The 25,840-nt window shown below is 67.1% G+C and carries 26 protein-coding genes; 19 read left to right on the forward strand and 7 right to left on the reverse strand.

Features of this window, described 5'->3' with window-relative positions; all coding sequences use genetic code 11:
- Positions 1-3 precede the first annotated feature (3 nt).
- Positions 4-872, reverse strand: a protein-coding gene (locus ACIBTM_RS44465; protein WP_395883148.1) for an IS5 family transposase whose coding sequence is annotated in 2 segments (ribosomal slippage) — positions 4-498 and positions 501-872 — 867 coding nt in all. Because the reading frame shifts where the segments join, the coding sequence is not laid out codon by codon here.
- Positions 873-1,249: 377 nt separating this feature from the next.
- Here ACIBTM_RS44465 and ACIBTM_RS44470 point away from each other — a divergent pair.
- A complete protein-coding gene (locus ACIBTM_RS44470; RefSeq protein ID WP_395883149.1) occupies positions 1,250-1,381 on the forward strand; it encodes a hypothetical protein in 132 nt (43 codons plus the stop codon).
- A gap of 203 nt (positions 1,382-1,584) precedes the next feature.
- Here ACIBTM_RS44470 and ACIBTM_RS44475 read toward each other — a convergent pair whose 3' ends face one another.
- Positions 1,585-1,920: a hypothetical protein gene (locus ACIBTM_RS44475; RefSeq protein WP_395883150.1), complete on the reverse strand. Its 336-nt coding sequence runs from the start codon at positions 1,918-1,920 to the stop codon at positions 1,585-1,587.
- A 261-nt stretch (positions 1,921-2,181) separates the two neighbouring features.
- Complete coding sequence (locus ACIBTM_RS44480; RefSeq protein ID WP_395883151.1) at positions 2,182-3,366, reverse strand: hypothetical protein; 1,185 nt, start codon at positions 3,364-3,366, stop codon at positions 2,182-2,184.
- A 189-nt stretch (positions 3,367-3,555) separates the two neighbouring features.
- On the opposite strand from ACIBTM_RS44480, the gene ACIBTM_RS44485 reads away from it, so the two are divergent.
- From ACIBTM_RS44485 to ACIBTM_RS44520, 8 genes are all read left to right on the forward strand, one after another.
- Positions 3,556-3,723, forward strand: a complete 168-nt coding sequence (locus tag ACIBTM_RS44485) for a hypothetical protein (RefSeq protein WP_395883152.1) — start codon at positions 3,556-3,558, stop codon at positions 3,721-3,723.
- A 39-nt stretch (positions 3,724-3,762) separates the two neighbouring features.
- Complete coding sequence (locus ACIBTM_RS44490; protein ID WP_395883153.1) at positions 3,763-4,782, forward strand: DUF6734 family protein; 1,020 nt, start codon at positions 3,763-3,765, stop codon at positions 4,780-4,782.
- Positions 4,783-4,861: 79 nt separating this feature from the next.
- Positions 4,862-5,356 carry a hypothetical protein gene (locus ACIBTM_RS44495; protein WP_395883154.1) on the forward strand — a complete coding sequence of 165 codons (495 nt, stop codon included), beginning with the start codon at positions 4,862-4,864 and terminating at the stop codon, positions 5,354-5,356.
- A 189-nt stretch (positions 5,357-5,545) separates the two neighbouring features.
- Positions 5,546-6,271, forward strand: coding sequence for a HEAT repeat domain-containing protein (locus ACIBTM_RS44500; protein WP_395883155.1), 726 nt, complete (start codon positions 5,546-5,548; stop codon positions 6,269-6,271).
- A 37-nt stretch (positions 6,272-6,308) separates the two neighbouring features.
- Positions 6,309-6,995 (forward strand): hypothetical protein, encoded by a 687-nt coding sequence (locus ACIBTM_RS44505; protein ID WP_395883156.1) that lies wholly within the window; start codon positions 6,309-6,311, stop codon positions 6,993-6,995.
- 165 nt (positions 6,996-7,160) lie between these two features.
- Positions 7,161-10,061 (forward strand): alpha-L-fucosidase, encoded by a 2,901-nt coding sequence (locus ACIBTM_RS44510; protein WP_395883157.1) that lies wholly within the window; start codon positions 7,161-7,163, stop codon positions 10,059-10,061.
- Positions 10,062-10,107: 46 nt separating this feature from the next.
- Positions 10,108-10,911, forward strand: coding sequence for a MerR family transcriptional regulator (locus tag ACIBTM_RS44515; RefSeq protein WP_395883158.1), 804 nt, complete (start codon positions 10,108-10,110; stop codon positions 10,909-10,911).
- Entirely contained in the window at positions 10,908-11,903 is a 996-nt protein-coding gene (locus ACIBTM_RS44520; protein WP_395883159.1) for a BtrH N-terminal domain-containing protein, read from the forward strand. Before ACIBTM_RS44515 ends, ACIBTM_RS44520 begins: the two co-directional genes overlap by 4 nt.
- Here the strand turns inward: ACIBTM_RS44520 and ACIBTM_RS44525 are convergent.
- Both ACIBTM_RS44525 and ACIBTM_RS44530 read right to left on the reverse strand, forming a co-directional pair.
- Positions 11,885-12,682 carry a DUF1684 domain-containing protein gene (locus tag ACIBTM_RS44525; RefSeq protein ID WP_395883160.1) on the reverse strand — a complete coding sequence of 266 codons (798 nt, stop codon included), beginning with the start codon at positions 12,680-12,682 and terminating at the stop codon, positions 11,885-11,887. The genes ACIBTM_RS44520 and ACIBTM_RS44525 overlap by 19 nt on opposite strands.
- 81 nt (positions 12,683-12,763) lie before the next feature.
- The gene (locus ACIBTM_RS44530) at positions 12,764-13,060 is read right to left on the reverse strand and encodes an antibiotic biosynthesis monooxygenase family protein (protein ID WP_395883161.1); all 297 of its coding nucleotides are present in this window, start codon (positions 13,058-13,060) and stop codon (positions 12,764-12,766) included.
- 203 nt (positions 13,061-13,263) lie between these two features.
- Here ACIBTM_RS44530 and ACIBTM_RS44535 point away from each other — a divergent pair, with 203 nt between their 5' ends.
- The 10 genes from ACIBTM_RS44535 to ACIBTM_RS44580 all read left to right on the forward strand — a co-directional run bounded on the left by ACIBTM_RS44535 (position 13,264) and on the right by ACIBTM_RS44580 (position 24,492).
- Entirely contained in the window at positions 13,264-14,517 is a 1,254-nt protein-coding gene (locus tag ACIBTM_RS44535; protein WP_395883162.1) for a DUF222 domain-containing protein, read from the forward strand.
- Positions 14,518-14,865: 348 nt separating this feature from the next.
- Positions 14,866-15,495: a hypothetical protein gene (locus ACIBTM_RS44540; protein ID WP_395883163.1), complete on the forward strand. Its 630-nt coding sequence runs from the start codon at positions 14,866-14,868 to the stop codon at positions 15,493-15,495.
- Between the two features lie 187 nt (positions 15,496-15,682).
- Positions 15,683-16,060, forward strand: a complete 378-nt coding sequence (locus ACIBTM_RS44545) for a DUF1801 domain-containing protein (protein WP_395883164.1) — start codon at positions 15,683-15,685, stop codon at positions 16,058-16,060.
- 19 nt (positions 16,061-16,079) lie between these two features.
- A complete protein-coding gene (locus ACIBTM_RS44550) occupies positions 16,080-16,466 on the forward strand; it encodes a YchJ family protein (protein ID WP_395883224.1) in 387 nt (128 codons plus the stop codon).
- Between the two features lie 42 nt (positions 16,467-16,508).
- Positions 16,509-17,747, forward strand: coding sequence for a hypothetical protein (locus tag ACIBTM_RS44555; RefSeq protein ID WP_395883165.1), 1,239 nt, complete (start codon positions 16,509-16,511; stop codon positions 17,745-17,747).
- Between the two features lie 125 nt (positions 17,748-17,872).
- Positions 17,873-20,953 (forward strand): glycosyl hydrolase 2 galactose-binding domain-containing protein, encoded by a 3,081-nt coding sequence (locus ACIBTM_RS44560; protein ID WP_395883166.1) that lies wholly within the window; start codon positions 17,873-17,875, stop codon positions 20,951-20,953.
- A gap of 120 nt (positions 20,954-21,073) precedes the next feature.
- Positions 21,074-21,478 (forward strand): helix-turn-helix transcriptional regulator, encoded by a 405-nt coding sequence (locus ACIBTM_RS44565; protein WP_198935874.1) that lies wholly within the window; start codon positions 21,074-21,076, stop codon positions 21,476-21,478.
- A 5-nt stretch (positions 21,479-21,483) separates the two neighbouring features.
- Positions 21,484-21,879 (forward strand): VOC family protein, encoded by a 396-nt coding sequence (locus tag ACIBTM_RS44570; RefSeq protein ID WP_395883167.1) that lies wholly within the window; start codon positions 21,484-21,486, stop codon positions 21,877-21,879.
- Positions 21,880-21,919: 40 nt separating this feature from the next.
- On the forward strand, positions 21,920-23,788 hold the full coding sequence (locus tag ACIBTM_RS44575; RefSeq protein ID WP_395883225.1) for a Na+/H+ antiporter: 1,869 nt from the start codon (positions 21,920-21,922) through the stop codon (positions 23,786-23,788).
- 17 nt (positions 23,789-23,805) lie between these two features.
- Entirely contained in the window at positions 23,806-24,492 is a 687-nt protein-coding gene (locus ACIBTM_RS44580) for a histidine phosphatase family protein (RefSeq protein ID WP_395883168.1), read from the forward strand.
- On the opposite strand, the gene ACIBTM_RS44585 is transcribed toward ACIBTM_RS44580, so the two are convergent.
- Complete coding sequence (locus ACIBTM_RS44585; protein ID WP_395883169.1) at positions 24,455-25,222, reverse strand: ABC transporter permease; 768 nt, start codon at positions 25,220-25,222, stop codon at positions 24,455-24,457. The genes ACIBTM_RS44580 and ACIBTM_RS44585 overlap by 38 nt on opposite strands.
- Before the next feature lie 22 nt (positions 25,223-25,244).
- Complete coding sequence (locus tag ACIBTM_RS44590; protein ID WP_395883170.1) at positions 25,245-25,730, reverse strand: MmpS family transport accessory protein; 486 nt, start codon at positions 25,728-25,730, stop codon at positions 25,245-25,247.
- Between the last annotated feature and the right edge of the window lie 110 nt (positions 25,731-25,840).

The raw sequence follows: 25,840 nt of genomic DNA on the forward strand, positions 1-25,840 counted from the left end.
AAGTCATTGGAGCCAGAGCACGATCGCGGCGATGGTGAGTTCGGCCTGGTAGTAGGCGGCGCGTTTGGCGTAGCGGGTGGCCAGGTCGCGGAACTGTTTGAGCCGGTTGAAGCACCGTTCGACCACGTTGCGCTGTTTATAGACCTCGGCATCGAATGTTGGTGGTCGCCCGCCGCGGGAGCCTTTGGTGACGCGGCGGGCGATCTGGTCATCCCGTTCCGGGCTGACAAACCTGATCCGCCGGTCCCGCATCGCCTGACGGGTTGAAGGATGCGAATACGCCTTGTCAGCGATCACCGCCTCCGGTCGGCGGCGTGGCCGGCCTGGACCGATCCGGGCGACGGTGATGCCGTTCAGCAGCGGAACCAGCTGCGGGTTGTCTCCGGCTTGGCCGGGGGTGAGCAGGAACCGCATCGGCAGGCCCCGTCCGTCGACGGCGAGATGGATCTTGGTGCTCAGCCCGCCGCGGGACCGCCCGACTCCTTCCCCGTCGAGGGCGAGGGCTTCGATTCCGTCGCTGCATCCCCTTTTTTTCGGGCGCCGGCGGAATGCTGATGCGCCCGGACCACGCTCGAGTCGACGGAAACGATCCATTCGAGGTCGCCGACGGCGTCGTCTTTGACGATCACCCGGTCGAGGATCCGGTTCCAGGTGCCGTCCTTGGTCCACAACCGCAGCCGTTCATGCGCTGTCTTCCAGGGCCCGTAACGATCAGGCAGGTCACGCCAGGGCGCACCAGTGCGCAGCTTCCACAGGATCGCGTTGATGACTTGACGGTGATCCCGCCACCGCCGCCCACCACCTTGCCCAGGCGGCAGCAGTGGCTCGATCACCGCCCATGCCTTGTCCGTCAACTCACCACGACCAACCACGACCGCAATCCAACCGAACCGCAGCTAGATCACTTACAGGACACGCCCTAGCCCCTCCCAGCCTGCCCATACGCCGCAACGAGTGCAGTCATGCGGAACGCCCCGATATCGCTACATCCTGACCGCTGTTGCAATACGCTTCTTCCCGCTGACGTCAGGAAGACGGGCGCGCCTTCAGATTGCACATCGCCGCTGGTCTATGAGATAAGCGATCTTCGGCGATCACCCGAACGCGAACGCGGCTGGTGACCTGAAAGCACATACGGAATGGGGCGGCCTCGACCAAGAGGCAGCCCCATTTTCGTATGTCAGCCACGGCGGCCGAGGGTCGGCAAGCCGCCGGATCGCGTGGACACCGAAGTAGAACCGTGGATGTCTTGATCACCGCGATGGAGCACTTCGTTCTCGAGGTCCACCAGTCGACGACGCTGTTCCGCCGTGAGCGCGGAACGTTCGGCAGCGTCGAGATCGCTCCAAGCGGCCCTGCCTTGCCGGAACAAGTCACTTAGTTCCCGAAACGAGCGAAGAGGCGCCGCGGACGACACCTTGCGTCGTGGACTCGCGAGCTTGGCCGATTTCCGACGAGAGCGACGTTCTGTCGCGCAGGCACAGCCGAGGCCGACCAACAGACCACATCGCGCACATTCCATCCGCTCACCCCTCGTCCACAACGCCCGAACTCGTGAGTCAGTCGAGCCGCCCCGTCTCGTTGTTACAGGCTTCGGCTCGGCGCAGGGTCGTGGATCCAGCAAACCTCCCCGGTCGCCGGTATCTCACCCAAGGTTTTGATCTCGCAGGACAGTCGCCCGAGAATCTCGCTCCTCGATCCCGACCAGGCCACAAAGCAGGGTCCCTCGCCGACCAGATCGCCCGGAACCGCGCCCCGGTCGATCAGCATGCCGACCACGGAGAGCAGCGCGGCGGTCATCTCGGTGAAGGTCGCGCCCCGGCCTGCCTTCATCTCTGCCACGACGACCACGACCGAGAGGCCGACCCAGCCTTCCCGTGCGTACTTGAGCAGAGGCTCCAGTTCGTCTTCAACAGACATGTCCAACTCCCTGAACCTTAGGCACTCCAGGGAAAAGCCACCGCCACCCTAGTGGGAGTGGATCTCCACGCCGAGCACACCCCGTTACCAGCCGTAACCCACAGTGCCGATATGTTGCCCCGCGTACTCAAGCACCAAAGGAGGTTTCGATGACGATCCACGGCGACGACGGCAAGGGCAGCGGCGGCGGCAATACCGGCAATTAGCCACCAGCAGCCGGAGCGGGCGGGCCACATCGATCTCGCATGCGGCCCGCTTCGATCAGGACTGGGGCCAGCGAAAAGCGATGCCATACTCCTCCCGCGGGTGACAAGGTCCCAGAAACGTGTGCTCGACGACGCCTCGCCGGATCTCGAGAAGATGCCGATCACCGACGGGCGGCCGGACCAGGCGCTCATAGTCGGTCTGTTCCGCATACCACCAGCAGGCCTCCGGAACACAGTCGTCGAACGTGATGCTGATGCTCAGACCTCCGGTCACTTTGCCTTCACCGTCGACGACACCCGGCGCGATCCCATGATGGTCGACGTCGACATTGATCCAGTACCGCTCTTCATCCGGATCGTCTTCGCACGCGAGAGAGATGAATTCGTGCCGCTCCCCCTTGCGCAGCGGTCTCGGAAAACGAAGGTCCACGATCATCGGATCTCCTGGCTGGACACCCGGCGAAGTCTCGACATGGCAACCGAAGATCGCTTTGACGGGAATGGACGCCAGATCGCCGGTCCACCCCGTCAGAGCCCGCGCCATATAGCCGCCCACTCCATCCTCGCGAGCGACGACGTTTCTCACCGTCAGCCGACGGTGGGCCGTCCTGCGTCGCATTTCCACAGCCACCAGCAAGCGCTCCAGGAACACAGGCTGCGCCCCGCCCGAGGGTGTCCGGCCATTTGACGCTCGAGGCTCCGGAGAGGCGACCCGAGCGATCTCCACATAAGGCCGCCATGCTTCTCCATCGGCCGCGAGCATCGCGAGATTCTCTGCCAGACAAGGGGCGAGTTTGTCACTCACCGCCCGCCGCCAGGCCTTGTGCATCGGCGTCGTCGTGGTCGGCGGCGGATCCCCGAAGATACCTCGCAGGTTCCTCAATTGGCCGAAACGGTCATCCAGGGTCGATTTCCACTCTCGCTCCCCTAACCGGAACGCGGCGTTCAAAGTGTTGCGACGCCGGGACTCGGCCGTCGATCCGATCTTCCCTATCTCGTCGAGGATCAATCCCCAGACCGCGAGAGCCCGCACTTCCGGGATCGCCGCGGTCATCGACGCCGTCGGCCGGATCAGGCAACCGAGCACTGCGGCCGATTCACTCGCCGGGTCTTCGATCGCGTAACGCAGGAACCTGAGCGGCCGTCCGTCCTTGCGGACCGCGAGCCAGCGCAGCGCGGCCTCGACCCCGGCGACCGGACGCACGCCGGCAAGACACTCCCCCGCCAACTGGATTGTCACTACGCCCTCCATGAATCACGGCGATGATCGACAATTCGCGACGCGGCAGGACAATGGCCGACGATCAAAGAGCCCACCCTCGACGACAAGAAACTCCTCCTGACCGTGAAAGATCAGAACCGGCGAAGGCTTCCGCCGGTCGTCGCGCCCTACGGTGTACTAGTACACCACATGCGGAGGGTTCGACAAATGGCCAAGAAAGCTTCTGACAACGAACACGAAGGAATCGTGAAGCTGATCAAGGCTTCAATCGCCGGCGTGGGAGGTCTCTATCTGGTCACGGGATCCTTCGTCGTGACCACTCTCGGCACGGCAACCGCAGTGACCGTGCTCTACCTCAGCGGTTTCCGTCGCTAGCCCGTAACGTTCGACCGCCCCGGCCCGAACCACTTCGCGATGCCGTACTACGGATACGACCCCGGCACCGCGGTCGCCATCGGCGGCCATCTGCTCGCGTCCGGGATTCCCCGGCAGGGTGGATACGGCGAGGTGCCCGAGCCGGATTGGCGTCCCCCGCCGGTCCGCGTGGTCCGTCCGGGTGACAGGGCCGCGCGCCCGATCCGCCGGGCGGTCTGGTCGTTCTGGAGCACCCCGTACCGGCGGCGGCACGGAAGACACTGGCCCAGCGATTTCTTCCACGCGCTGTCCTGGATCCTTTCGTTCCGCCTGGCGTCCCGCCTCTTCCCCGCGACGGCGTTGGTGACCGACGACTGGGGACACGACCTGCTCGTCGCCCGGCTCCGGCTGCCCTTCGACGACGTTTCCCTGTCGCTGAACGGACTCGCCGGGCAGAACCCGTCCTGGTGGGCGCTCGGGAAGTTGCACGCGTACCGAGAGCAGCGCGAACCGTTCCTGCACATCGACAACGACGTGTTCCTCTGGCCTGGCTTCCCCGCGGACGGGCTGGACGGGGAGGTCGTCGCGCAGAATCCCGAGCACGCACCGGCTTCCGATGCCGGTTACTACCGGCCGTCGGCCGTCGCCACGGCGATCCGGAGCACCGGCGGTTTCCTGCCGAAGGAATTTCGCGACTACACCGGAGAAGCCGCGTTGTGCACCGGAGTCGTCGGTGGGACAGCGGTTCCTCTTCTCCGCCACTACGCCGATCTCGCCATCCGCATGGTGGAGTCGGCGGAGAATCGAACGGCCTGGCAACGCCTCGCACCGCTGGAGGACTACAACCTCGTTGTCGAGCAGTATCTTCTCGGCGCGCTGTGCTGGGGCGGAGACACCACCGACGTGCAGTGCGTCTTCGGCTCCCAGGACGACGGCTATCGGGAAGATGATCGGAGATTCACGCATCTCATCGCCTCCGCGAAAAGCGATCTCCGTTACCTGAATTTGCTCGCGGAGCGAGTAAGAAACCATTTGCCCGCCGACTTCGAGATCGCTCGACGACTATACGGCGATCAGTAACGATAAGGCGAAGAATACCAACCGCCTCGGCGATACGGGCGTCTTTACGGAACCAACTCTCCGGCAGGAGGTCATCGCCATGGCCATCAACCTCCGGCGCGCGCTCGGAGCGCTCGCCGTCACCTCCCTCATGCTGACCGGCGCCATCGCCGCGGCCGCGCCCGCTTCCGTCGCGGCACAGGCGATCCCCACGATGACCGGGATCCGCACCGGCCAGCACACCGGGTTCGACCGGGTCGTGCTCGACCTGACCGCCGGCCCGGCACCCGCCGTCCGCTACGACCTCGTCGACGAGCTGATCGCCGACGGCTCGGGCGAGATCGTCTGGCTGACCGGGGAATTCTTCATCGCGGTCACCGCGACCCCCGCCGCCGCGCACGACGACGCCGGGAATCCCACCTATCCCGGACCGCAGAAGTTCCGGACCCGGAATCTGCGCAACATCATGGCGGTCGCGGTCACCGGCGACTACGAAGGCACCTTGTCCATCGGTCTCGGCGTCCGGTCGAGGACACCGGTCACCGTGTTCACCCTGACCTCTCCGAACCGCGTCGTCATCGACGTCCGCCATTGACCACGAGCGGGAATCCGTGAAGGCTTTTCGCCCGCCGTCGCATTCTTGGTGAGCAAAATCCTTTTCGGATTCCCGCGGTGAAAATCCCGATCTGCCCCAACGGGCGATTTTCGGAAAATCAGGTATCTGCCGCCGGGGATCGCGTTCCTTCCTTCCGTCAGCATCACCGCCGCTGCGAAGGAGAACCTCATGCCGATCCCACGCAATCCCGACACCCCGTCCTTGGGCCCGGGTGGCGACAACCTCGAAGCGGGCCCCGGCAGTTCGGGCCTGGGAAGCTTCTCGAACAGCGAAATCGGCGAACTGGTCACCCAGGCCGCCGAAACCATGGCCGCGTCCGGCGAGGACGCCGAACGCAATTACCAGCGAAGCCTCGACCGGCTTCGCGAGCGGGCGGACGACGTCGTCCCGGCACTCGGCGCGCAGTACGACGCCCTGTCCGAGGAGCAGTACCTCGAGCGCTGGGGCCTGGTCCAGCTGCTCACCGACCTCCGGCACGCCGCCGCCGTCCCGGCCCTCGAAAACGTGCTGCGCCAGCCGATCCCGCCGGAGCGTTCCGACGACCCCGCACACGGGATCAGCACGGTCGGCGAAGAGGTGATCATCCGCACCACCGCCGTGGAAGCGTTGGCGCGCTTGGCATCCGCCGGGGACAGCGCGGCCAAGGAACTGCTGCTGCGGCAGGTCCGGCACGAGGTGTTCACGGTGCGGCGCGCCGCGGTCCAGGCCATCGCCGAGACCGGGGACACCGACCTCACCGCCCGGGTGCGCGAGGAGCTCAGCGGCACCGAGGACGAGCGACTGCTGAACATCCGGCGGGTCGACGTCCGCGGTGTCCCGCAGGCCGTCGGCGGCCGGTACGTGAAGGACTCGCGGACCGACGACGTGCCGCCGCCCGAGCCTCCGCGCTCCTGAATCAGAACGAATTCCTTCTACAGACAGGTGATCTCCGATGGCCACTTGCAGCTACACCGTGCCGGACAAGAACGTGACCGGGGACAATTTCTACGGCGCCTCGATCTGCAATCAGACCTACATCGACTATTTCTGGAACACCTACGGTTTCGCGGGCAACAAGGAGTACTGGGACGACGGCTTCGGCTGGGAAGACGCGTGCAACACCGACAAGCCGCTGGCCCGGACGTTCAACGCGTGCTACCTCCTGACCTATTCGGCCCAGGACTACCAGAACGACGCCTATTCCGGGCCGATGCTGAACTGGGCGCGCCGCTACGTCCGCGACAACTGCGACGACCTCCGCTCGCTTTGCGGCGACGGCAGTGCCATCGCACGTTCGTTCAAAGGGGCGTTCGTCGACGACCGGATCGAGTTGTACCTCGGCTTCTGGTACTCCAAGGACGTTCCCGGCCGCGCCGAGACGCTGATCCACGAATCGCGCCATCAGGGCGGGAAGCCGCACAACGCGAACTTCCCGGCGGGTTCGGTGTTCGGCGCCGGCAAGAGCGGCGCCGACTCCACCTGGGGCTACGAGGGCGCCTGGATGTACGGCGCGCTCTACCTGTGGTGGTTCTACGCCCAGGGCGCCCGCACGACGTCGGCGTTGCGTGAACGGGCCCGCCAGCGCGGGAACCTCGTGATCGACAACGCCTTCGCGACCCATCCGGGCTTCAACATCTGATTCACGACCGGCAAGGCCCTCTCGTACTGCAGACGAGAGGGTCTTGTTTCCGATATACCTCGGATGACTTCACTCGTGTCCCCCTCACCGGGGCTTGACCACCGGGATTTCTGCCGCAATCATCGGATCTCTCGGTAAACCTGCCTGGGATGAGAGCGGATTGTCATGAGAGTTCGAGCGCATCGCACCGCCTGGCTCGCCGTTGTTCTCGCCCTGCTGGCGGGCCTGCTCACCACGACGTCGGCGAGCGCGGAAGTGCACCATCCCCGCCAGAAGTGGCTGCGTGAGGCCACCGCGGGGCTCTTCCTCCACTGGGGCATGTTCACCGCGCCACGCCAGACCGACTGTGCCGCTTGGGAACGCGCCGTCACCGACGGCGGCTGGAGCGCGGACTACTGGGTGGACGAGGCCCGCAAACTCGGCGCCTCCTACATCGTGCTGGCCACCTTCCACAGCAGGCTGGGCTACGCGCGGCCTTGGCCGTCGGCGATCCCGGGCAGCTGCTCCACACGTCGCGATCTCCTCGGCGAACTCGTCAAGGCAGGCAACGCGAAGGGTGTCCGGACGATCCTCTACATGACCGACGATCCCCAGTGGCACAAGGAGACCGGCGTCGAGTCACTGGATTCCGCCGCGTACTCGGCCTACAAAGGCAAGCAGGTCGACCTCACCACCCGCCCGGGCTTCGGCGAGTACAGCTACGACCTCTTCCACGAGGTCATGGATCGCTACGCCGATCTCGCCGGGTTCTGGATCGACAACGACAACGAGTACTGGGAGAAGAACAAGCTCTACGAACAGATCCGCGAGAAGCGCCCGTCCTGGTTGCTGAGCAACAACAACGAGGACACCCCGATCATGGACACGGTCAGCAACGAACAGAAGACGGGCATCACACCGTCGTACGACTACCCGCAGGCCGCCTTCACCCCGATGCCGAGGCTCACCGAAGCCGACTACAAACTGCCGACCAACGGTGGCTGGTGGTACGACGGCACCGATCAGGCCGTCGACTTCCGGCTGTCCACCGGGCGCTACATCACCAACGCGGGTTCGTCGATGAAGTCGCTGATGGCCGAAACCCCGATGGTGAACGGGAAGTTCCCGCCGCAGCAAGAGGCGTACAACAACTTCATGGCGAGCTGGGTGCCGCCGATCAAGTCCTCCCTGCAGGGCAAGGAGGGCGGCGGGTACATGTACGGCGGGATGCAACCCGGGTTCTGGAACGACGGCGCACACGGCGTCATCACCGTCGAGCCCGGTGCCGGAACCCAGTACCTCCACGTCGTCACCCGGCCGCGCACCGACCTTCTCCGCTTGCGCGACAACGGCTACAAGGTGACCAGGGTGTCCGACGTGCGCACGGGGAAGCAGCTGCGGTTCAGTCAATCCGGCGGCTATCTGACCATTGTGGACATCAAGGATTGGGACACCTACGACACGGTGTTCAAGGTGGAAACGGCCGGGCAGCGGTACTTCCACGACTCCCGCACGATCACGGCGACCGCTTCCTCCTCACGCGACGGACATCCGGCGTCGAACCTAGTCGACGGGAACTTCGAAAACTATTGGGACGCCGACGGCAAGCAACCGGTCTCGGTGACCTTGGACCTCGGCAGGCGGCGGACCGCGGCCTACCTCGCGGTGAATCAGCGCGAGATGTCGCCGACGCACGCACGCGAATCGTTCGGCAGGCCGGAGGACTCGTCCCGGATCCAGGACTATCGCCTCTACGTCAGCGACGACGGGCGGAACTGGGGCGAGCCGGTCCGCACCGGCGCGATGCCGAGCGCCCGCGGCGTGCAGTTCATCGACTTCGGCGAACGGCGGACCCGGTTCATCAAACTCGAGGTGCTGAACACCTGGTCGGGACCGCAGGCGAAACCCTTCTACCGGCAGTTGGCCATCGACGAGATCAAGGTGGCGTATGGCTACCCGAATTCGGTACTGGGTGCACAGGTTCCCCTGGAGGCGGAGTCCTTCCGCAACGATCACGACGGCCGCGCCCGCCTCGGCCACTGCTCGTCCTGCTCCGGATCGTTCCAGGTCACCGGCCTCGGCGGCGGTGCACGCAACTCGGTCACCTATCCGGACGTGATGGCCGCCGAAGCCGGAAGCCATCGGCTTCAATTCGACACCACGGGCGGGCCCGCGACGTCGGTGGCGGTGAGCGTCAACGGCGGTGCCCCCGTCGAGACCGCGATCGACGCCGGAACGCCGGGAATCGTCGCGTCGACGGCGATCCCCATCGCGCTGAACGCCGGCGCCAACACCGTCAAGGTGTTCAGCAACGCACCCTCCGGGCCGGGCCTCGACCGGATCGCGATCGCTCCCCTGCCGCCGCCGTCCTACACGCCGAAGACGACTCTGACCGTCGAACCCGGCGGCATCCAATGGCTCTCGCCAGGACGGCAATCCTTGCAGGTGACCGCGAAGCTGCGGCTCGACGCCGATGACGCGATCGGGAAGGTCAGCCTGGCACCGGTCGTCCCGGCGGGCTGGACCTTGCGGGGCGCTCCGGCCACGGCGGAGTCCATGCGCGTCGGGGACGAACTGGAAGCGTCCTGGACGCTCGTCTCCCCCGAAGGCATCACCGCGGCCGACATCCCGGTCACCGCGTCGTTCGACCTGCTCGGGCGAGCGAAAACGGTGAGCAAACCGGTGCGGGTGAGCCCACGGCCGGCGGACCGGGTCTTCATGCGCGAGGCCGAAGACTCGGCGAACGACATCGGCGACGCGGGCGTCACGAACTGCGGCGCGTGCTCGGGTGGTCAGAAGGTGCGCAACATCGGCGGCGACCCGGGCTCGTTCGTGCGCTTCGACGGCGTCACCGTGCCCGAGACCAGGCGCTACACCCTCTACATCGACTTCACCGTCAACGGGCCGCGCTCGTACTTCGTCACGGTCAACGGCGGCACGCCGATCGAGGTGAAGGTCGACGGAGCCGGCAACAACACCCAGCTCACGACGTCCTTGCCGGTCGAGCTGAAGGCAGGGGCGAACACGATCGAACTGGGCAACGACCACGCGTCCGCCCCGGATCTCGATCGGCTGTCACTGGGGTGAGGTACCGGCTTGACCCTCTCCCCGGGAGAGGGTTCAGGCTGGTCCCATGACGACCTTGATGCCGATCGGCGTGTTCGCGCACGCCACCAGGCTGTCGGTCCGCGCGCTGCGGAACTACGACCGGATCGGGCTGCTGGTGCCCGCCGTCATCGACCCCGGCACCGGGTACCGCCGGTATTCGCTCGACCAGTTCGCCCGCGCGGGCTTGATCCGGCGGCTTCGGGAACTGGAAGTGCCGCTGGCGGAGATCGCCGGGATCCTCGACGCGGGCGACCCGCACGAAGTGAGGGCCGCGCTCAAACGGCATCACGACCGGGTGGCGGAGCGGGCCGCGGAACTCGCGGCGATCAGCGACGAACTCGACTCCGTGCTCGCCGGACCGACGCGGTGGCTGCACGTCTACGAACGCGTGCGCGCACCGCAGCGGATCGCCTGCCTGTCGATCCGGACTCCGCTGAACGGCCTGGCGGAGCTGATCGGTCCCGCATACGCGCGGCTGTTCGCGGCGCTCGACGCGCAAGGGATCAGGCCGTCCGGGCCGCCCGGAACCCGTTACCTCACCGCCGATCCCGACGAGTTGACGGTCGAACTGTTCGTCCCCGCGGACGGGCCGGTGCGGGACGACGGCGAGGTCGGCGCCGCCGAACTCCCCGGTGGCCTGCTCGTCGCGACGATTCACGAGGGTGGCTACGAAGACGTCGAGACCGCGTACCGATCACTCGGCCGCTGGATCGCCGAACGCGACCGCGTCCCCGCAGGGCCCGCCGAGGAGTTGTACCTGGTGGCGCCCGGACCGTCGGTCGCTCCCGAGGCCTACCGCACCGAAATCGCCTGGCCGGTGGCCTCGTGATCCTCGACGGAATCAAGACCACGGGTGGGGAGCACTGCGAGACCAGCACCCTCGACGTCCTCCTGCGGCACGCCGGGATCGAGCTGTCCGAGCCGATGCTGTTCGGACTCGGCGAAGGCCTGGGCTTCATCTACTGGGACGGGAAGAACCTGCCGTTCCCGTTCCTCGGCGGACGCGCCAAACCCGCCGAGATCACGCGGAAGCTGACCGACCGGCTCGGACTGGCCTTGCGAGTGAAGGAAACGTCGTCGGCGCGCACGGCGTGGCGGAACGTGGCGGAGGAGATCGACGCCGGGGTGCCGGTCGGCCTGCAACTCGACTCGTACCACCTGGAGTACTTCACGTCGAAAGTCCATTTCGGAGGACACTTCGCCACCTTGTACGGCTACGACGACGAGCGAGCCTTCCTCGTCGACACGGCCCAGCAGGGTGGCTCGGTCTCGACATCCTTGGAGAGCCTGGAACGCGCCCGAGGCGAGAAAGGCCCGATGACCGCGAAGAACCGTTCGTTCACCATCGCCGCGGATGCGCCTCTCAAGCCAATTCCGGACGCCATCCGGACCGCGGTACGGGCCAACGCGGCGGAATTCGTCAACCCGCCCATCGCGAACCTGGGGTATCGCGGCATCGGCAAGGCAGCCGTCCAGGTGCGGAAATGGCTGGACCGCAGCGACGATCCGGCCCGCGACCTGCCGCAGGCCGCGGTCCTGATGGAACGGGCGGGCACCGGCGGCGCGCTCTTCCGCCGAATCTACCGCGACTTCCTCGAAGAGTGCACGACCCTCGTCGATGACGCCGGTCTCCGTACCGCGTATGAGAAATACCGCGAAATCGCTCCACTGTGGACCGAAGTCGCGCGCTTGTTCACACAGGCAGGGGAAACCGGCGACGCCCGGCCACTGAACGACGCGTCCGCCCTCCTGTCCGAGCTGGCTCAGCGCGAACAGGAGGCGATGACGGCGCTCGCGACGGTTCAGCGTGAGCGTTCGTAGGGCAGCTTCTCCCCCGCTTCCACCGCGAACGGCAGATCGTTGCCCGCCGGCGGCAACGGGCACGTGGCGAAATCGGTGAACGCGCACGGCAGATTCGTCGCGCGAGTGAAATCGAGGACGACCGACCCGTCCTCGGCAGGCTCGGGTACCGCGAGCGACCGGTTCGCCGCATAGGTGGTGACACCGCTCGTCGCGTCGGTGAACAGGATGAGCAGGCCGTCCTTCTTGCCGTTGAACGCGGTGAGCGTGTGCTCCGCGCCGTCGTACTCGAAACGCACGATGCCCGGGGAGACGTAGACGTGACTGAGCCCTTCGACGACCGCTCCGACCGTCGTCGGCCGCGGTTCGTCGAAGGGTTCGAAGGTTCCGGACAGCACCCAAGCCGCGTCGGGCTCGTACGCCGGGACACCGCGGAAAGCGTTGAGCACCGGCGCCTTCGGGTCGTGCGTCCGGATCAGATACCCGCCGCGCCGCGCCACCTCGATCTCGATGTCACCGGCGACGACCCGGGTGGTCGCACCGCTGTTGACCAGCTCGAAACGGCGGACACCGGTGACCCGTTCGCCCTCGTGCGAGAGGTCCGCGCCCTGCGGGTCGAGGTACGCCGCGTCAGCGTCCTGCCACCAAAACCCGGGCAGCCCCTCATACGCGCGCGGCTTGTCCTCCAGCCAGTCGAGCGAGACCAAGGCGAGCCAGCCGAGCGGATCCGCGAGATCGCGCTCGCGCTGGGTCTTCCAGCTCTGCCAGTCCCGCGTGAACGTGTCCAGGCTTGTGCTCATCGCCGATCCCTTCCGTGACCTCGTTCGTTCCCCCTGGTCAACGGACTGCCGGCGGCGATATTTCCCGTCCCGGTATGTGGGCTATCCCCGGTAGTCGCCGGTGACGCCTTCCTCGGCGGAGACCAGCTCGGTGATCGGCGCGAAGAAGGCCTTGATCCCGGGCAGGTTCGCCCCCTTCTCCCGGGACGCCGCGAAGTCCTCGGAGGAACGCCACCACACGACGTCTAGCCAGGTCTCGTCGTCGACCCGGATCAGCTGGGCGTCGAGGAACCCCTCCCGGTCGGCCCGGAAGTCGGCGACCATCGCGGGACGGGCCTGGAGCAGTTCGTCCGCGCGGTCGGCCGGGACCTTGAAGCGGGTCAGTTCCACTGTCGTCATGGTGCCGATGTTAGGCGACGCTCTTTCACGTCCGGCAGGCCTCTCGCTTCGCGAGACCTACCGCATTTAGTCGACTAAATGCGAGGGTTGCTCAGGGTGAATCGGGGTTGGCGGCCGTTTCACTCTTCGGCGTTGTTCGTGCGGTTTGGTTGTCGCTTAAAATTACGAACACGTGTTCGACTGGATTGCGATATTATGGAGAGGTGTCCGAGACCTTCCTTCCCGAGTTGCCGCAAGAGCTGTGGCGCGCTGGCAAGCTGGAGCTTGCGCATGGCGTGGAGCAGTCTCTGCAGGTGATCAGGGTGGCGACCGCCTGTCTGGGGCGGTTTTTGGCGGAGATCGAGTCTCGTGGTGCCAAGGATTTGTATGGGTATGGCCGTACGGATAAATGGTTCGCGGATATGGCGGGGTTGTCGGTGGGGGAAGCGCGGGCGGTGGTGAACCGGGCCCTCGCCCTGAACCCGACCCGTGCGTTGGATGGCACGGAGGTTCCGCCTGTTGCTCCTGCGACCGCGGCGGTGGCGGCGCAGGGGTTGGTCGGGGATGAGCGGATCGATCAGATCCTGGAGATTTTGAAGAACCTTCCGGCCGAGCTTTCGGCCGAGGAGCGGGCAGGTGCGGAGCAGATCCTCGCGAACCTTGCCCCGAGCGCCGGTCCGCGGCAGCTCGCTGAGGCCGAGGCGAATCTACTGGGCTTGCTGGATCCGGATGGCAAGGAACCGAAGGAGCCAGAGCCGAAGGAACCGCGCCGCGAGATCACCCTGGAACGCCGGAAAGACGGGTTCTGGAAACTGACCGGCCTCCTCGATGACGAAACCGGGGCCCGCACCGCCGCCGCCCTGGAGGCCTACGCCCAGCCACGCCCAGTCGACGAGTTCGGACAAGCCGACCTGCGGATGAAATGCGAACGCCTGGGAGATGCCTGGGCCGAACTCCTCGACCTCGCGATCGCCTGCCCAGACCAGCCGGGCACCAGCGGCTACCGCACCTTGGTCCACGTCACCATCGGACTCGACGCGCTGAAGTCCGGTCTCGGCACCGCCTGCCTGGACTTCGTCGGGACGATGACCGCCCGGGAAGCCCGACTCGCCGCCTGCGACTGCCTCATGCTGCCCGTCGTGATGAGCGCCGCCGGAGAACCCCTCGACCTGGGACGCCTGCGACGGTTCGTCACCCCAGGCCAGAGACGGGCACTCAACATCCGCGACGGGGGCTGTGCGTTCCCCGGCTGTCATCGGAAACCCAAGAATTGCCACGCCCACCACATTCATCACTGGGCGGACGGCGGACCCACTGATCTCCGGAATCTGGTGTTGCTCTGCAGCTTCCATCATCGCCTGATTCACCATGGTGATTGGGAAGTACGGATGGCGGCCGACGGGTTACCGGAGTTCATACCTCCCCAGTATCGGGATCCGCTCCGACAACCCCGGCGTAACACCCTGCACCACCGCTGAACCCCGAGGAGCCCGTCGCGGCGACGGGCCTCTCGTCATGCCCGGCGGTGGACCGTGTGGATTTCAGGACATCTGACGTCCCAAAATCCACACGGTCCACGGAACGATCACGACCGAAAGACCGGCCGCCCAGGCAACGAGGCCCCTCACCATGCCGGCAGCCTCCGACGTTCACGACCATCGATACCGCGGAGATACCCCCTCACCACGCCTGAAACTGTTCGGTACCGGCGAAAACCCGACGCACGACTGCGCCATTCGGGCGTATTGGCGCAATACTTCTCGGCTCTTCCTCTAAGCCCGGAGCAAGATCGTCCATTCCGGACTTGGGAGGGAACGGAACGCCTCATGGTGAATCAACCGCGCGGCCCGGACGGCCGTTGGATCAAATACAAGTACGGCGCGGGCGCGCTGGTCGCGACGGGAGTGGTCGTGGCCGCCACCAGCGGCATCGGCGGAGGCGCCACCGCCTCCCTCGATTCCGCCGCGAGCCAAGCCCTCAAAGGCAAAAGCTCCAGCAAGAAATCCGCGCAGAAGGGCCGCCATTCCGAAGCATGGCAACGCTTGGGCTGGCGCCAGCTCAAGAAACAAGCCAAACGGGAACTCAAATGCGGACCGCATTCCTTCGGCGAGGTCCAGCGCTTCTTCCTCCGCCATCCGTGCGTCGATCTCGATCGCATGATGGTCACCGTCGACGACGGCACCGGCAACACCATCGCCGTCTCCGTCGCGTGGGTGAAGATGCCGAAGGCCGGCGAAGCGAGCGACCTGAAACGGCTCATCGACAAGGATGGCACCGGCAACGTCATCCTCTTCGGCGAGGCCCCGCCCGGTAGCCGCTTCACCGGGAAGAACTACGACTCCCGTCTGGCCAAGAGGCTTGTCGTGATCGCCGAAGCCGCTCCCGCTGCCGGGCGGCCGAGCGAAACGACGCTGGAGACCGCGGTCGAAGTCGCCGTCGAGTTCCCCGCGCCTTGACCTGCGGCGATCCACGATGGAGGCGACAGACCGCCCCGGCGCCGGCCCCAAAGCGCTCCGCATCATCCGCGAAGCCCTGAAAACACGAGGTCAGACATTCAAACTCACCGACTAAATTTTTTGTCTTGACAACTCAACCCTTCGGAAGGTTTGCTGAGCGCGGCACACCGACCGAAGGGATCCAGTCATGGCCAAGTTCGCGAACGTCGACGACTACGTCGCCGCCCTGCCCGAGAACCTGCGCGAAGTCGCCGTCGCGTTGCGCCCGATCGTCAACGCCGCGCTGCCGGGCTCCATCGAGGCGATGTACCACGCCTCCCCGACCTGGAGTGCCGGCGAAGCCGTCGGCAAGAATCTCGTCTGCCTGATGAAGGCGTACTCGTCGTACGTCACGTTCGCCCTCTGGAAGGGGCAACTCGTCGACGACGAGTCCGGCAGGCTGGAGCCGAGTGCACGGGAGATGGCGCACGTCAAGCTGCGCTCGGTCGGCGACATCGACGCCGACCTGTTCACCGGATGGCTCAAGCAAGCCCGAGACCTCGAAAGCGTCGCGACGGCGCGATGACACAATCGGCGGCGTGCCTGTGATCACCGACGATTCCCGTTGCCCCTGCGGTCTTGGCGAGCCCTACGGCGTCTGCTGCGGCCGCTTCCACCGGGGCGCCGCGACCGCGCCGACCGCCGAACTCCTGATGCGGTCGCGGTTCAGCGCGTTCGCCGTCGGCGACACCGCATACCTCACGAAGACCTGGCATCCGAAGACCCGGCCCGCCGATCTCGAGCTCGATCCCGGGCAGCGCTGGACGTTCCTGGAGATCCTCGGCAAAACCGGCGGCGGACTACTCGAGAACGAGGGCACCGTGGAGTTCCGGGCCCACTACCGCCAGGATCGCCGGACGGACAGCATGCACGAGAACAGCCGCTTCGTCCGCGTCGACGGGCAGTGGATCTACGTGGCGCCCGTCGGCTGAAGCCCCACCTCGCCAAGCCCTCCCGTGATAAACAAGGTGGCGATGGGAAAATTGACCCGCCGGGCGAGGGCGAAGGCCGACCGCTTCGCCTACTCGGCCGCACGCGAGTGGCCCGTCGCAGCATCCGGGGCCGGCGTCGTCCTCGGTGTGGCGACGATCCTGCCCAGCGCCTTCGGCATCGCGCTTTCCGTACTGGCCTTGACTTTGGGCACTACCACGTTCGTGAGGGATCTCCGGCTGCTTCGGGCGCGCTGGGCCGGGTACGAGTTCAGCGCGATCGCCGCTCCCTTCCCCACCGCCGAACTGCCGCCCCCGCCCGCGTACCCGGGAGCGGCGTACCTTTCCGTGCCCGCACGGGGAACGGCGCTGGTCAGCGACGTGATCGACGAAGCACTGACGGCGGGAAACTTCCGGATCGCCCTCGCCGAGGAGCCGTACCGCCTGCCGCCGAAGCTCAAGGCGACTGCGCCGCACGTCCTCCCGCTACGCGCGAAGGGGCGGTTGCTGTTCAACGGCGCCATCGTCGGCATGCGCGGCGAACCGCTTCCCGCCGCGGGCGCCACGCCTGCCCCGATCCGGCTGCATCGAGCGCGGTTCTTCGACGCCGTGTGCTCCAACGAGCTGTCGACCCTGCGGATCACCAAGATCGACACGGGCGAGGAGTACGACCTCCGCCGCGAGGAACTGGCCGACTCGTCGGGCAGCCTGCGCACGCTCGCGAGCAGCGAACTGGCCGATCTGGTCGGTGTTTCGACCATCGCGTTCACCTCCGACGGCAAACTGGTCGTGGTACGCCAGTCCGGCCGGAACTCCGCGAGCGCGCTGTTGCTCGCGCCGTCGGGCAGCGGTTCACTGGAACCCCAGGATCTCGACACCCCCGACGGTGGACGCCGCCGGATGCTGCACACCTCGGTGATCGCCGGGATGGAGCGGGAACTGCGCGAGGAGACCGGCCTCCTGCCCGGCGAGATCTCTTCCACCAGGCTCACCGGATTCGCGCGCTGGATGGAACGCGGCGCGAAACCGGAGTTCCTGGGGATCACCGAACTGTCCGTGGACAGCATCACCCTGCGGGCCCGTCGTACACGCGGCGCCGAGAAGCTGTACAGCGCCGGCACGACCATGCTCGACGTCGACCTCGCCGCACTCGGTGAGGATCTTTCCGGCGGCGTGGACCTGGCCGACGCGCCCTCCCTGCCGCCGAGATTGCGTGAAGACGCGTCCTTGCCACTCCTGCTCTGCCTGCGCGCGGCGGCCCTCCGGCGGAGCTTCCACCGCTGACGAACCCGGTGCAAGGGTCTGTTCCCCGCGCGAAGTGACCGCTACTATCTCCCCCAACATTGTTAGGGAACTTTCTTAACGATTTCCGCCCAGGTCCGCCGCCGTGTGCCCGAGGAGGCGCGCTCGTGAGTTTTCGGCAGAAGAGAACCCGGATCCCGTTACTGGCCATGACCGTCACCGCGCTGGCCGCCGCGGTCTGCGGGGTGACCACCGCCCCCGCCGCCACCGGCGCGGAGGTGGCCGTCGGCGCCGCCGCGGGCAACGCCACCCCGATCCCCGGCTACGTGATCCAGTCTTCGGCGCAGGTCAGCGATGATTCGGCGGTGTCGAAGCCGGGCTTCCCCACCGCCGGCTGGTACCCGGTGTCGTCGCGTTCCACGGTCTACGCCGGATTGCTGCAGAACGGCAAGTACGCCGACCCGTTCTATTCGACGAACATGAAGAACGTCCCGGCCGCGCAGTTCTCGGTGCCGTGGTGGTACCGCACGGACCTGAACGTCGAGGACACCTCGAAGCGCACGTACCTCGACTTCAGCGGCGTGCTCTCCAAGGCCGACGTCTGGGTCAACGGCACCCGGATCGCGACGAAGGACCAGGTCAACGGCGCCTACACCCGCCACGACCTGGACATCACCGAGCACGTGCGCCAAGGCGTCAACAGCGTCGCGTTCAAGGTCTACCCCAACGATCCCAACAACGACCTCTCGATGGGCTGGATCGACTGGGCACAGACCCCGCCGGACCAGAACATGGGCATCGTGCGGGACGTCCTCGTCCGGCGCGGCGGCCCGGTGGCGCTGCGCAGCGCCCACGTCGTCCAGAAGCTGAACTCGTCGCTCGACCACGCCGACCTCACGGTGAAGGCCGACGTCCGCAACGACTCGGCCGCCGCGGTGCAGACCACCGTCGCCGGCACGGTCGCGGGCAAGCCGGTCAGCCAGACCGTCTCGCTGGCCGCGAAGGAGCGCAAGACCGTCACCTTCGGGGTGGTCGGTCTCGACAAGCCCAACCTGTGGTGGCCCGCCGGAATGGGTGGCCAGCACCGGTACGAACTCGATCTGACCGCGAGTGTCGGCGGCACGCCGTCGGACGCCTCGAAGTCGAAGTTCGGTGTCCGCGACGTCAAGGCGCCGCTGAACTCCAGCGGTGCGCGGCAGTACAGCGTCAACGGCAAACCGCTGCTGATCCGCGGCGGCGGCTACACGCCGGACCTGTTCCTTCGCTGGAACGAGACCGCCGCCGCCGACAAGCTCAAATACGTGCTGAACCTCGGGCTCAACACCGTCCGGCTGGAAGGCCACATCGAGCCGGACGAGTTCTTCGACCTCGCCGACGACCTCGGTGTGCTGACCATGCCCGGCTGGGAATGCTGTGACAAATGGGAAGGCCACGTCAACGGCGAGGAGAAGGGCGAGCCGTGGGTCGAGTCGGACTATCCGATCGCCAAGGCGTCGATGTTCTCCGAGGCCGAGCGCCTGCGTGACCACCCGAGTGTCATCTCCTTCCACATCGGCAGCGACTTCGCGCCGGACCGGCGGATCGAGCAGGGCTACCTCGACGCGATGAAGGCCGCCGACTTCCTGTTGCCGGTCATCCCGTCCGCGTCGAAGCGGCCGTCCCCGATCACGGGCGCTTCGGGGATGAAGATGAACGGCCCGTACGACTACGTCCCGCCGGTCTACTGGTACGACAAGTCGCAAAAGGACCGTGGCGGGGCGTGGAGCTTCAACTCCGAGACCAGCGCGGGCGTCGACATCCCGACGATGGACACGTTGAAGCGGATGATGTCGGCCAGTGAGCTGGAAACGATGTGGAAGGACCCGTCGGCACCCCAGTACCACCGTTCTTCGTCGTCGACGTTCGCGAACCTGAAGCTGTTCGCCAACGCGCTCACCAAGCGCTACGGCGCGCCTGCCGACCTGAACGACTTCGTGCGGAAGGCGCAGCTCGCGCAGTACGAGAACGTCCGCGCCGAGTTCGAGTCGCACTCGCGCAACTACACCGACTCGACCAACCCGTCGACCGGGTTGATCTACTGGATGCTCAACAGCCCGTGGACCTCGCTGCACTGGCAGCTGTTCGACGCCTACATGGACCAGAACGGCGCCTACTACGGGGCGAAGAAGGCCAACGAGCCGCTGCACATCCAGTACTCGCACGACAATCGCTCGGTCGTGGTGATCAACCAGACGTCGAACGCGGTGAGCGGGCTGACGGCGACCACGAAGCTATACAACCTCGACGGCACCGAGAAGTACAGCAACACCAAGACCGGGCTGTCGGTCGGCGCGCTGGGCGCCAAGGCCACCGCGGTCACCGTCCCGGCGGTGAGCGGGCTGTCGAGCACCTACCTGGCGAAGCTCGTGCTCACCGACTCGTCCGGCAAAGAGGTCAGCCGGAACGTGTACTGGCTCTCCACCAAGGCCGACACGCTGAATTGGGGCGGCAGCGACTGGTACTACACGCCCCAGTCGGGCTACGCCGATCTGACCGGGCTGAAGAACCTGGGCCAGTCGGCCATCAGCGCGACGGCGAAGTCGGTCGCCGGTGCCGACGGCACCACCACGACCACCGTGACGCTGAAGAACACCTCGGGCGGCAAGCTCCCGGCGTTCTACGTCGACTCGAAGGTCGTGGACGCCGCGGGCAAGCCGGTGCTCCCGGTGGAGTGGAACGACAACGCGGTGAGCCTCTGGCCGGGTGAAACGACCACGCTGACCGCGAAGTACCGCACGGCCGACCTCAAGGGCTCCAAGCCTTCGGTGCGGGTCTCGGGCTGGAACACCGGTACCCAGACCGTGCCTGCCGACGGCTCCGGGCCGAGCGACCCGGTCGACTACCAGGCGGAGGACGCCGCGATCGACCAGGGCGCGGTGGAGTCCAACCACGCCGGGTTCACCGGCACCGGGTTCGTCAACTACGACAACGTGGCCGGCAGCTCGGTCGAGTGGACGGTGAACGTGCCGTCCGCGGGCACCTACGACGTCGTCGTCCGGTACGCCAACGGCACGACGGCGAACCGGCCGCTCGACTTCTCCGTCAACGGCTCGATCAGCGTGTCCGGCGTCGGCTTCGGCGGCACCGGGGCCTGGCCGAACTGGACGACGAGAACCGTCAAGGTGACCTTGGCGGCAGGAGTGAACAAGATCAGGGCGGTCGCCACCACGGCGAACGGCGGTCCCAACGTCGACAAGATCACGCTCTAGTCCGGGAGTCGCCTGAGAGGGCCCCCTTCGCCGCCCGGCGAAGGGGGCCTTTCGGCGTCTGGCGTGGGTTACGCTTTCCGGGTGACCGGCAAACCCGACCAGCGCCTGCGGGATCTCGCGATGCTGCGCCGCGTCCGCGATCGGATCGATCGCGACTACGCGCAGCCCTTGGACGTCGAGGCGCTGGCGCGCGGCGTGCACGTCTCCGCCGGGCATCTGAGCCGCGAGTTCCGGGCCGCGTACGGCGAATCGCCCTACAGCTACCTGATGACCCGCCGGATCGAGCGGGCCATGATGCTGCTGCGGCGCGGGGACATGTCGGTCACCGAGGTCTGCTTCGACGTCGGTTTCTCGTCGCTGGGCACGTTCAGCACGCGATTCTCCGAACTGGTCGGCATCTCGCCGAGCGCGTACCGCAAGCAGGCCGCGGAAGACGGCCGGGGAATGCCCGGCTGCGTCGTCAAACAGGTCATGCGACCGATCAGGAATCGAGAAGCGGCCCCGCCGCGCGCCGACCTACCTTGAGTCGTATGACCCTCTCGATTCAGGCGTCCTACCTCCCCGCGGACGATCTCGAGGCTTCGGTTTCCTTCTATCGCGACATCCTGGGCTTCGAAGTGCGTGCGGAAGGCCCGCTCCAGGCCACGGTCGGCCCGCCGGGGCAACCGGGGACGTCGCTCGTGCTCCGGCCGCCCGCCGCCGATCCCGAGCTCACCGACGAGGAACGCGCGACGATCGCCGAACTGATGGCGAAGGGCGTCCACGGGATCATCGTGCTGTCCACCCCGGACCTGATCGGGACCTTCGACCGGATCCAGGCGACGGGTGCCGACGTCGTCCAAGAACCGGTCAGGCAGTCCTACGGCGCCTTCGACTGCTCTTTCCGCGATCCGGCGGGCAATCTGGTGCGTTTCGAAGAGCGGTAGCCGGGCCTCGGTGCGCGCACGGTGACGCTCCCGGGTGATGATGAGCGGCGTGGAGATCGCGTTGGAACTCGTGGCACTGGTGGTGGCCGTCCTCCTGGTCACCGCCGCGGCGCGGAAGCTCGACTGGTCGGCGCCGCTGTGCCTGATCGCGGTCGGGATCGTCGCCTCGTACATCCCGGGAATCCCGGAGTACGAACTGGACCCGGAGGTCGTGCTGCTGGGGCTGTTGCCCCCGCTGCTGTACGCCACCGCGATCCGCACGTCGCTCATCGACTTCCGCCGCAACCGCGGGCCGATCCTGCTGTTGTCGGTGGGGCTCGTCATCTTCACCACGGCCGCGGTCGGGGTCGTGGCGTGGCTGGTGATCCCCGGTCTGCCGCTGGCCGCCGGGCTCGCGATCGGCGCGGTGGTCGCGCCGCCGGACGCGGTCGCGGCCACCGCCGTCGCCCGCAAGGTCGGGATGCCGCGCAAGCTGACCCGGCTGCTGGAGGGCGAAAGCCTGTTCAACGACGCGGCCGCGCTGGTCGCGTTGCGGACCGCCATCGCGGCGATCGCGGGTTCGGTGAGCCTGCTGCAGGTCGGCGGCGATTTCCTGCTGGCCGCGGGCGGCGGGCTGGTGATCGGGTTCGCCGTCGGCGCGCTCGCGGCGCTGATCCGCACCCGGCTCGAGGATCCGGTCACCGACACCGCGCTTTCGCTGGTGGTGCCGTTCGTCGCCTATCTCGCGGCCGAGGCGATCCACGGTTCCGGCGTGATCTCCGTGGTCGTCGCGGGGCTGATCCTCGGGCACAAGGCGCCGAGCATGCTTTCGGGCCGCTCGCGGCTGGCCAGCAGGCTGAACTGGCAGACCATCCAGTTCCTGCTGGAGAACATCGTCTTCCTGCTGATCGGGCTGCAGGTCCGCCGCATCATGAGCGAGGTCGGCGACAGCGGGCTGACCGCGCTGGAACTGGTCCTGATCTGCGCCGCCACCCTGGCCGCGACGATCGTCACCCGGATCATCTGGATGGCGGGGATCGGGCTGGCGCGCCGCGCGTTCCGCCGTCACGCCTGGCCGTGGCGGTACTCGGCCGTGATCGCGTGGGCGGGGATGCGCGGCGTCGTCACGCTCGCGGCGGCGTTCGTGCTGCCCGCGGACACCCCGCAGCGGGCCGTGCTGGTGCTGGTCGCGTTCGTCGTGGTGGCGGGAACGCTGCTGCTGCACGGGACGACGCTGCCGGTGCTGGTCCGCCGCCTGAAACTGCCGCCGCCCGATGCGGGCGAGGACGCGCTGCAGGAGGCGGCCGTGCTCCACGACATGACCAGGGCCGCGCTCGAAGAGCTGGAGAAGATCCGGACCCCCGAGGACCCGGACGACATCGTCGAACGCCTGCGCAGCCGGCTCCAGCACCGTTCGGACTCGGCTTGGGAGGAACTCGGCAGGCAGAGCACACTGACCGAAACGCCGAGCGACGCGTACCGGCGGCTGCGGCTGAGGCTGCTCGAAGTCGAACGCGAGAAGTTCCTGGAGGCGCGCGACTCCGGGATGGCCGATGATGATGTCCTGCGCCGGATCCTCGAACGCCTCGACATCGAGGAATCCATGCTGGACAGGGAGGAGGAGACCGTGCCGGACTCCGATCGGGAACTGCGTACACCCGCCGCGACGGCGGGATCCTGCAAACATCTGACCAAGCAGTGGCCCGTAGTCGAGCCCAGCTCTCCGGACGTCTGCGCGGTCTGCGTCGAGAACGGGATGACCTGGGTGCACCTGCGCGAATGCGTCAAATGCGGGAACGTCGCCTGCTGTGACTCCTCACCAGGCAAGCACGCGACCGAGCATTTCCACGACACCCTGCACCCGGTGATGCGCAGCCACGAGCCCGGCGAGACCTGGCGCTGGTGTTTCGTGGACAAACAGCTGGGCTAGCTCGGTAGGGTCCGGGTATGAGCACCCCTGAGCAGGAAGTCGAATACCGCCAGTACCGGTTCTCACCTCCGCCGGGCGCGACCGAGATCTTCCTTGTCCGCCACGGTGAATCGGCCCCGGCGAGGGGCGACGAGCCGTTCGACCTCGTCGACGGGCAGGCCGATCCGGATCTCGCGCCCGAGGGCAGGGACCACGCCGAGCGGGTGGGGCGCCGCTTGGCGGACGAGCGGATCTCCGCGCTGTACGTGACGACTCTGCGCCGGACTCCGCAGACCGCGGCACCGCTGGCGGCGAAGCTCGGGCTCACGCCGGAGGTCGAGCCGGACCTGCGGGAGATCCACCTCGGCGACTGGGAGAACGGCCTCTTCCGGCGCTACACCCACGAAGGTCACCCGATCGTCGAAGAGCTGTGGCGCGAACAGCGCTGGGATGTCATCCCCGGCGCCGAGACGATGGAGTCGTTCGGCGGCCGGATCAAGGCGGCCGTCGGCAGGCTCGCGGCGGCCAACCCGGACCGGAGGATCGCCGTGTTCACCCACGGCGGCGTCATCGGCGAGGTTTTCGCGCAGGCGAGCGGCGCGAAGAACCGGTTCGCCTTCCTCGGGGCGGACAACGGCTCAATCTCGCATCTGGTGGTGTCGGGTGAGAACTGGATGGTGCGGCGGTTCAACGACACGTCGCATCTTCAGTCGCCTTTCGGCTGATCCGGCCCGCCGCGACCAGGTGCACGACGACCAGGACCGCGACCGCCTCGGCGGCCAGCAGCCCGATCAGCACGAGCACCTGCGTCACCCCGGCCTGCACCGGCCCGGCGCCACCGAGGAGGACACCGACGTAGGCGCCGGGCAAGGTCACCAGGCCGACGGTCCGGGTCTGGTCGAGGGCGGGGATCAGCGCGTGCCCCGCCGAGGGGCGGCAGATCTCCAGCGCGGCCGGGCGGGGAAGGAAACCGAGTGCCAGCGCGGCTTCGTACTCGCCGTGCCGGGACACGAGTTCGTCCAGTGCCCGCCGCGCCGCCTGCGAGGTCGCGGACATCGCGCCGCCGATGACGATCCCGGCGATCGGCACGATCGCGATGGGCCGCCACGGGACCACCCCGGTCGCGAGGACGAGCGTCAGCACCGGCACCACTCCGGACGCGATGGCGAGCGCGACCCACGCGAGATCCTTCGCCACCCCGATCCGGCGCGCGGACGTGATCGCCGCGATCGCGAACATCAGCAGCACGAAACCGCCGGTAAGCCAGCCCGATTCCAGGATCCCGACGATCACCAGCGACACGGCGGCGAGCTGCACGACGGCGCGCGCGGCCGCGAACAGCACCGCCTTGCCCTGCCCCAGCCGCCCGAAGTGCACCACCGCCGCGCCGAAGATCGCCAGCACGGCCAAGACCACGGCGAGCACCGGGCCGAACGCGATCGCACCATCCGTCACCCGGATGATCCTGCCGTAGGGATCAGGAGGTACAGGTCACCGGCGCGCCCGGAGCGGGGGCGGTGCGGTCGCTCACGACCTCGCCGTCCACGAGGATCCGGCACCGCAACGCGCCGCTTCCCGAGCCCTGCGCGGAGAGGCTGTAGAACTCGTCGCGGCCTTCCTGGCTCTCGCGCTCGAACGTGGTGCTCCACGGCGCCGCCACGTCGGTCTTCTGCAGGAGTTCGGAGCCCTGCGCGACATAGGTGACGTTCTGGGCGCCCTTCGCACCGGAAAGTTCGTAGACGACCGAATGGATCACGGTGCGCACGGCGGCCGCGGCCTGTTCGACCCTCGGCGCGGGCGGGCTCTGCACGGGGCGCGAGGCCTTCGGCAGCATGTAACCGGTCAGGGTGACGGCGACGGCCACCACACCCAGCACGACCACGACGGTCCCCAGCGGCTTCAGCCTGCCGGGGGCACCCTGCCCCGGCGCCGATGCCGGAGGGGTCGCGGTAGGAACACCCATGGAGAGGTCTTCTCTCGTCCGAGCGCACTTCCGTCGAGTGCGTCGACTACTTCTCGTTCGAAGGTGACTCCGCGTTAGCCGTTATCGGGAAGAAACCCGATATTCACCCT

This window comes from Amycolatopsis sp. NPDC049868 (genome assembly GCF_044461365.1).
GTDB lineage: Bacteria > Actinomycetota > Actinomycetes > Mycobacteriales > Pseudonocardiaceae > Amycolatopsis.

Bases quoted from the DNA above. Each gene is read 5' to 3' on its own strand.
- ACIBTM_RS44575 (WP_395883225.1), top strand. From the start codon at position 21,920: ATGAGCGGCGTGGAGATCGCGTTGGAACTCGTGGCACTGGTGGTGGCC.
- ACIBTM_RS44500 (WP_395883155.1), top strand. From the start codon at position 5,546: ATGCCGATCCCACGCAATCCCGACACCCCGTCCTTGGGCCCGGGTGGC.
- ACIBTM_RS44475 (WP_395883150.1), bottom strand. From the start codon at position 1,920: ATGTCTGTTGAAGACGAACTGGAGCCTCTGCTCAAGTACGCACGGGAA.
- ACIBTM_RS44530 (WP_395883161.1), bottom strand. From the start codon at position 13,060: ATGACGACAGTGGAACTGACCCGCTTCAAGGTCCCGGCCGACCGCGCG.
- ACIBTM_RS44565 (WP_198935874.1), top strand. From the start codon at position 21,074: ATGCTGCGCCGCGTCCGCGATCGGATCGATCGCGACTACGCGCAGCCC.
- ACIBTM_RS44485 (WP_395883152.1), top strand. From the start codon at position 3,556: ATGGCCAAGAAAGCTTCTGACAACGAACACGAAGGAATCGTGAAGCTG.
- ACIBTM_RS44490 (WP_395883153.1), top strand. From the start codon at position 3,763: ATGCCGTACTACGGATACGACCCCGGCACCGCGGTCGCCATCGGCGGC.
- ACIBTM_RS44590 (WP_395883170.1), bottom strand. From the start codon at position 25,730: ATGGGTGTTCCTACCGCGACCCCTCCGGCATCGGCGCCGGGGCAGGGT.
- ACIBTM_RS44540 (WP_395883163.1), top strand. From the start codon at position 14,866: ATGGTGAATCAACCGCGCGGCCCGGACGGCCGTTGGATCAAATACAAG.
- ACIBTM_RS44515 (WP_395883158.1), top strand. From the start codon at position 10,108: ATGACGACCTTGATGCCGATCGGCGTGTTCGCGCACGCCACCAGGCTG.
- ACIBTM_RS44545 (WP_395883164.1), top strand. From the start codon at position 15,683: ATGGCCAAGTTCGCGAACGTCGACGACTACGTCGCCGCCCTGCCCGAG.
- ACIBTM_RS44570 (WP_395883167.1), top strand. From the start codon at position 21,484: ATGACCCTCTCGATTCAGGCGTCCTACCTCCCCGCGGACGATCTCGAG.
- ACIBTM_RS44525 (WP_395883160.1), bottom strand. From the start codon at position 12,682: ATGAGCACAAGCCTGGACACGTTCACGCGGGACTGGCAGAGCTGGAAG.
- ACIBTM_RS44505 (WP_395883156.1), top strand. From the start codon at position 6,309: ATGGCCACTTGCAGCTACACCGTGCCGGACAAGAACGTGACCGGGGAC.
- ACIBTM_RS44555 (WP_395883165.1), top strand. From the start codon at position 16,509: ATGGGAAAATTGACCCGCCGGGCGAGGGCGAAGGCCGACCGCTTCGCC.
- ACIBTM_RS44495 (WP_395883154.1), top strand. From the start codon at position 4,862: ATGGCCATCAACCTCCGGCGCGCGCTCGGAGCGCTCGCCGTCACCTCC.
- ACIBTM_RS44510 (WP_395883157.1), top strand. From the start codon at position 7,161: ATGAGAGTTCGAGCGCATCGCACCGCCTGGCTCGCCGTTGTTCTCGCC.
- ACIBTM_RS44580 (WP_395883168.1), top strand. From the start codon at position 23,806: ATGAGCACCCCTGAGCAGGAAGTCGAATACCGCCAGTACCGGTTCTCA.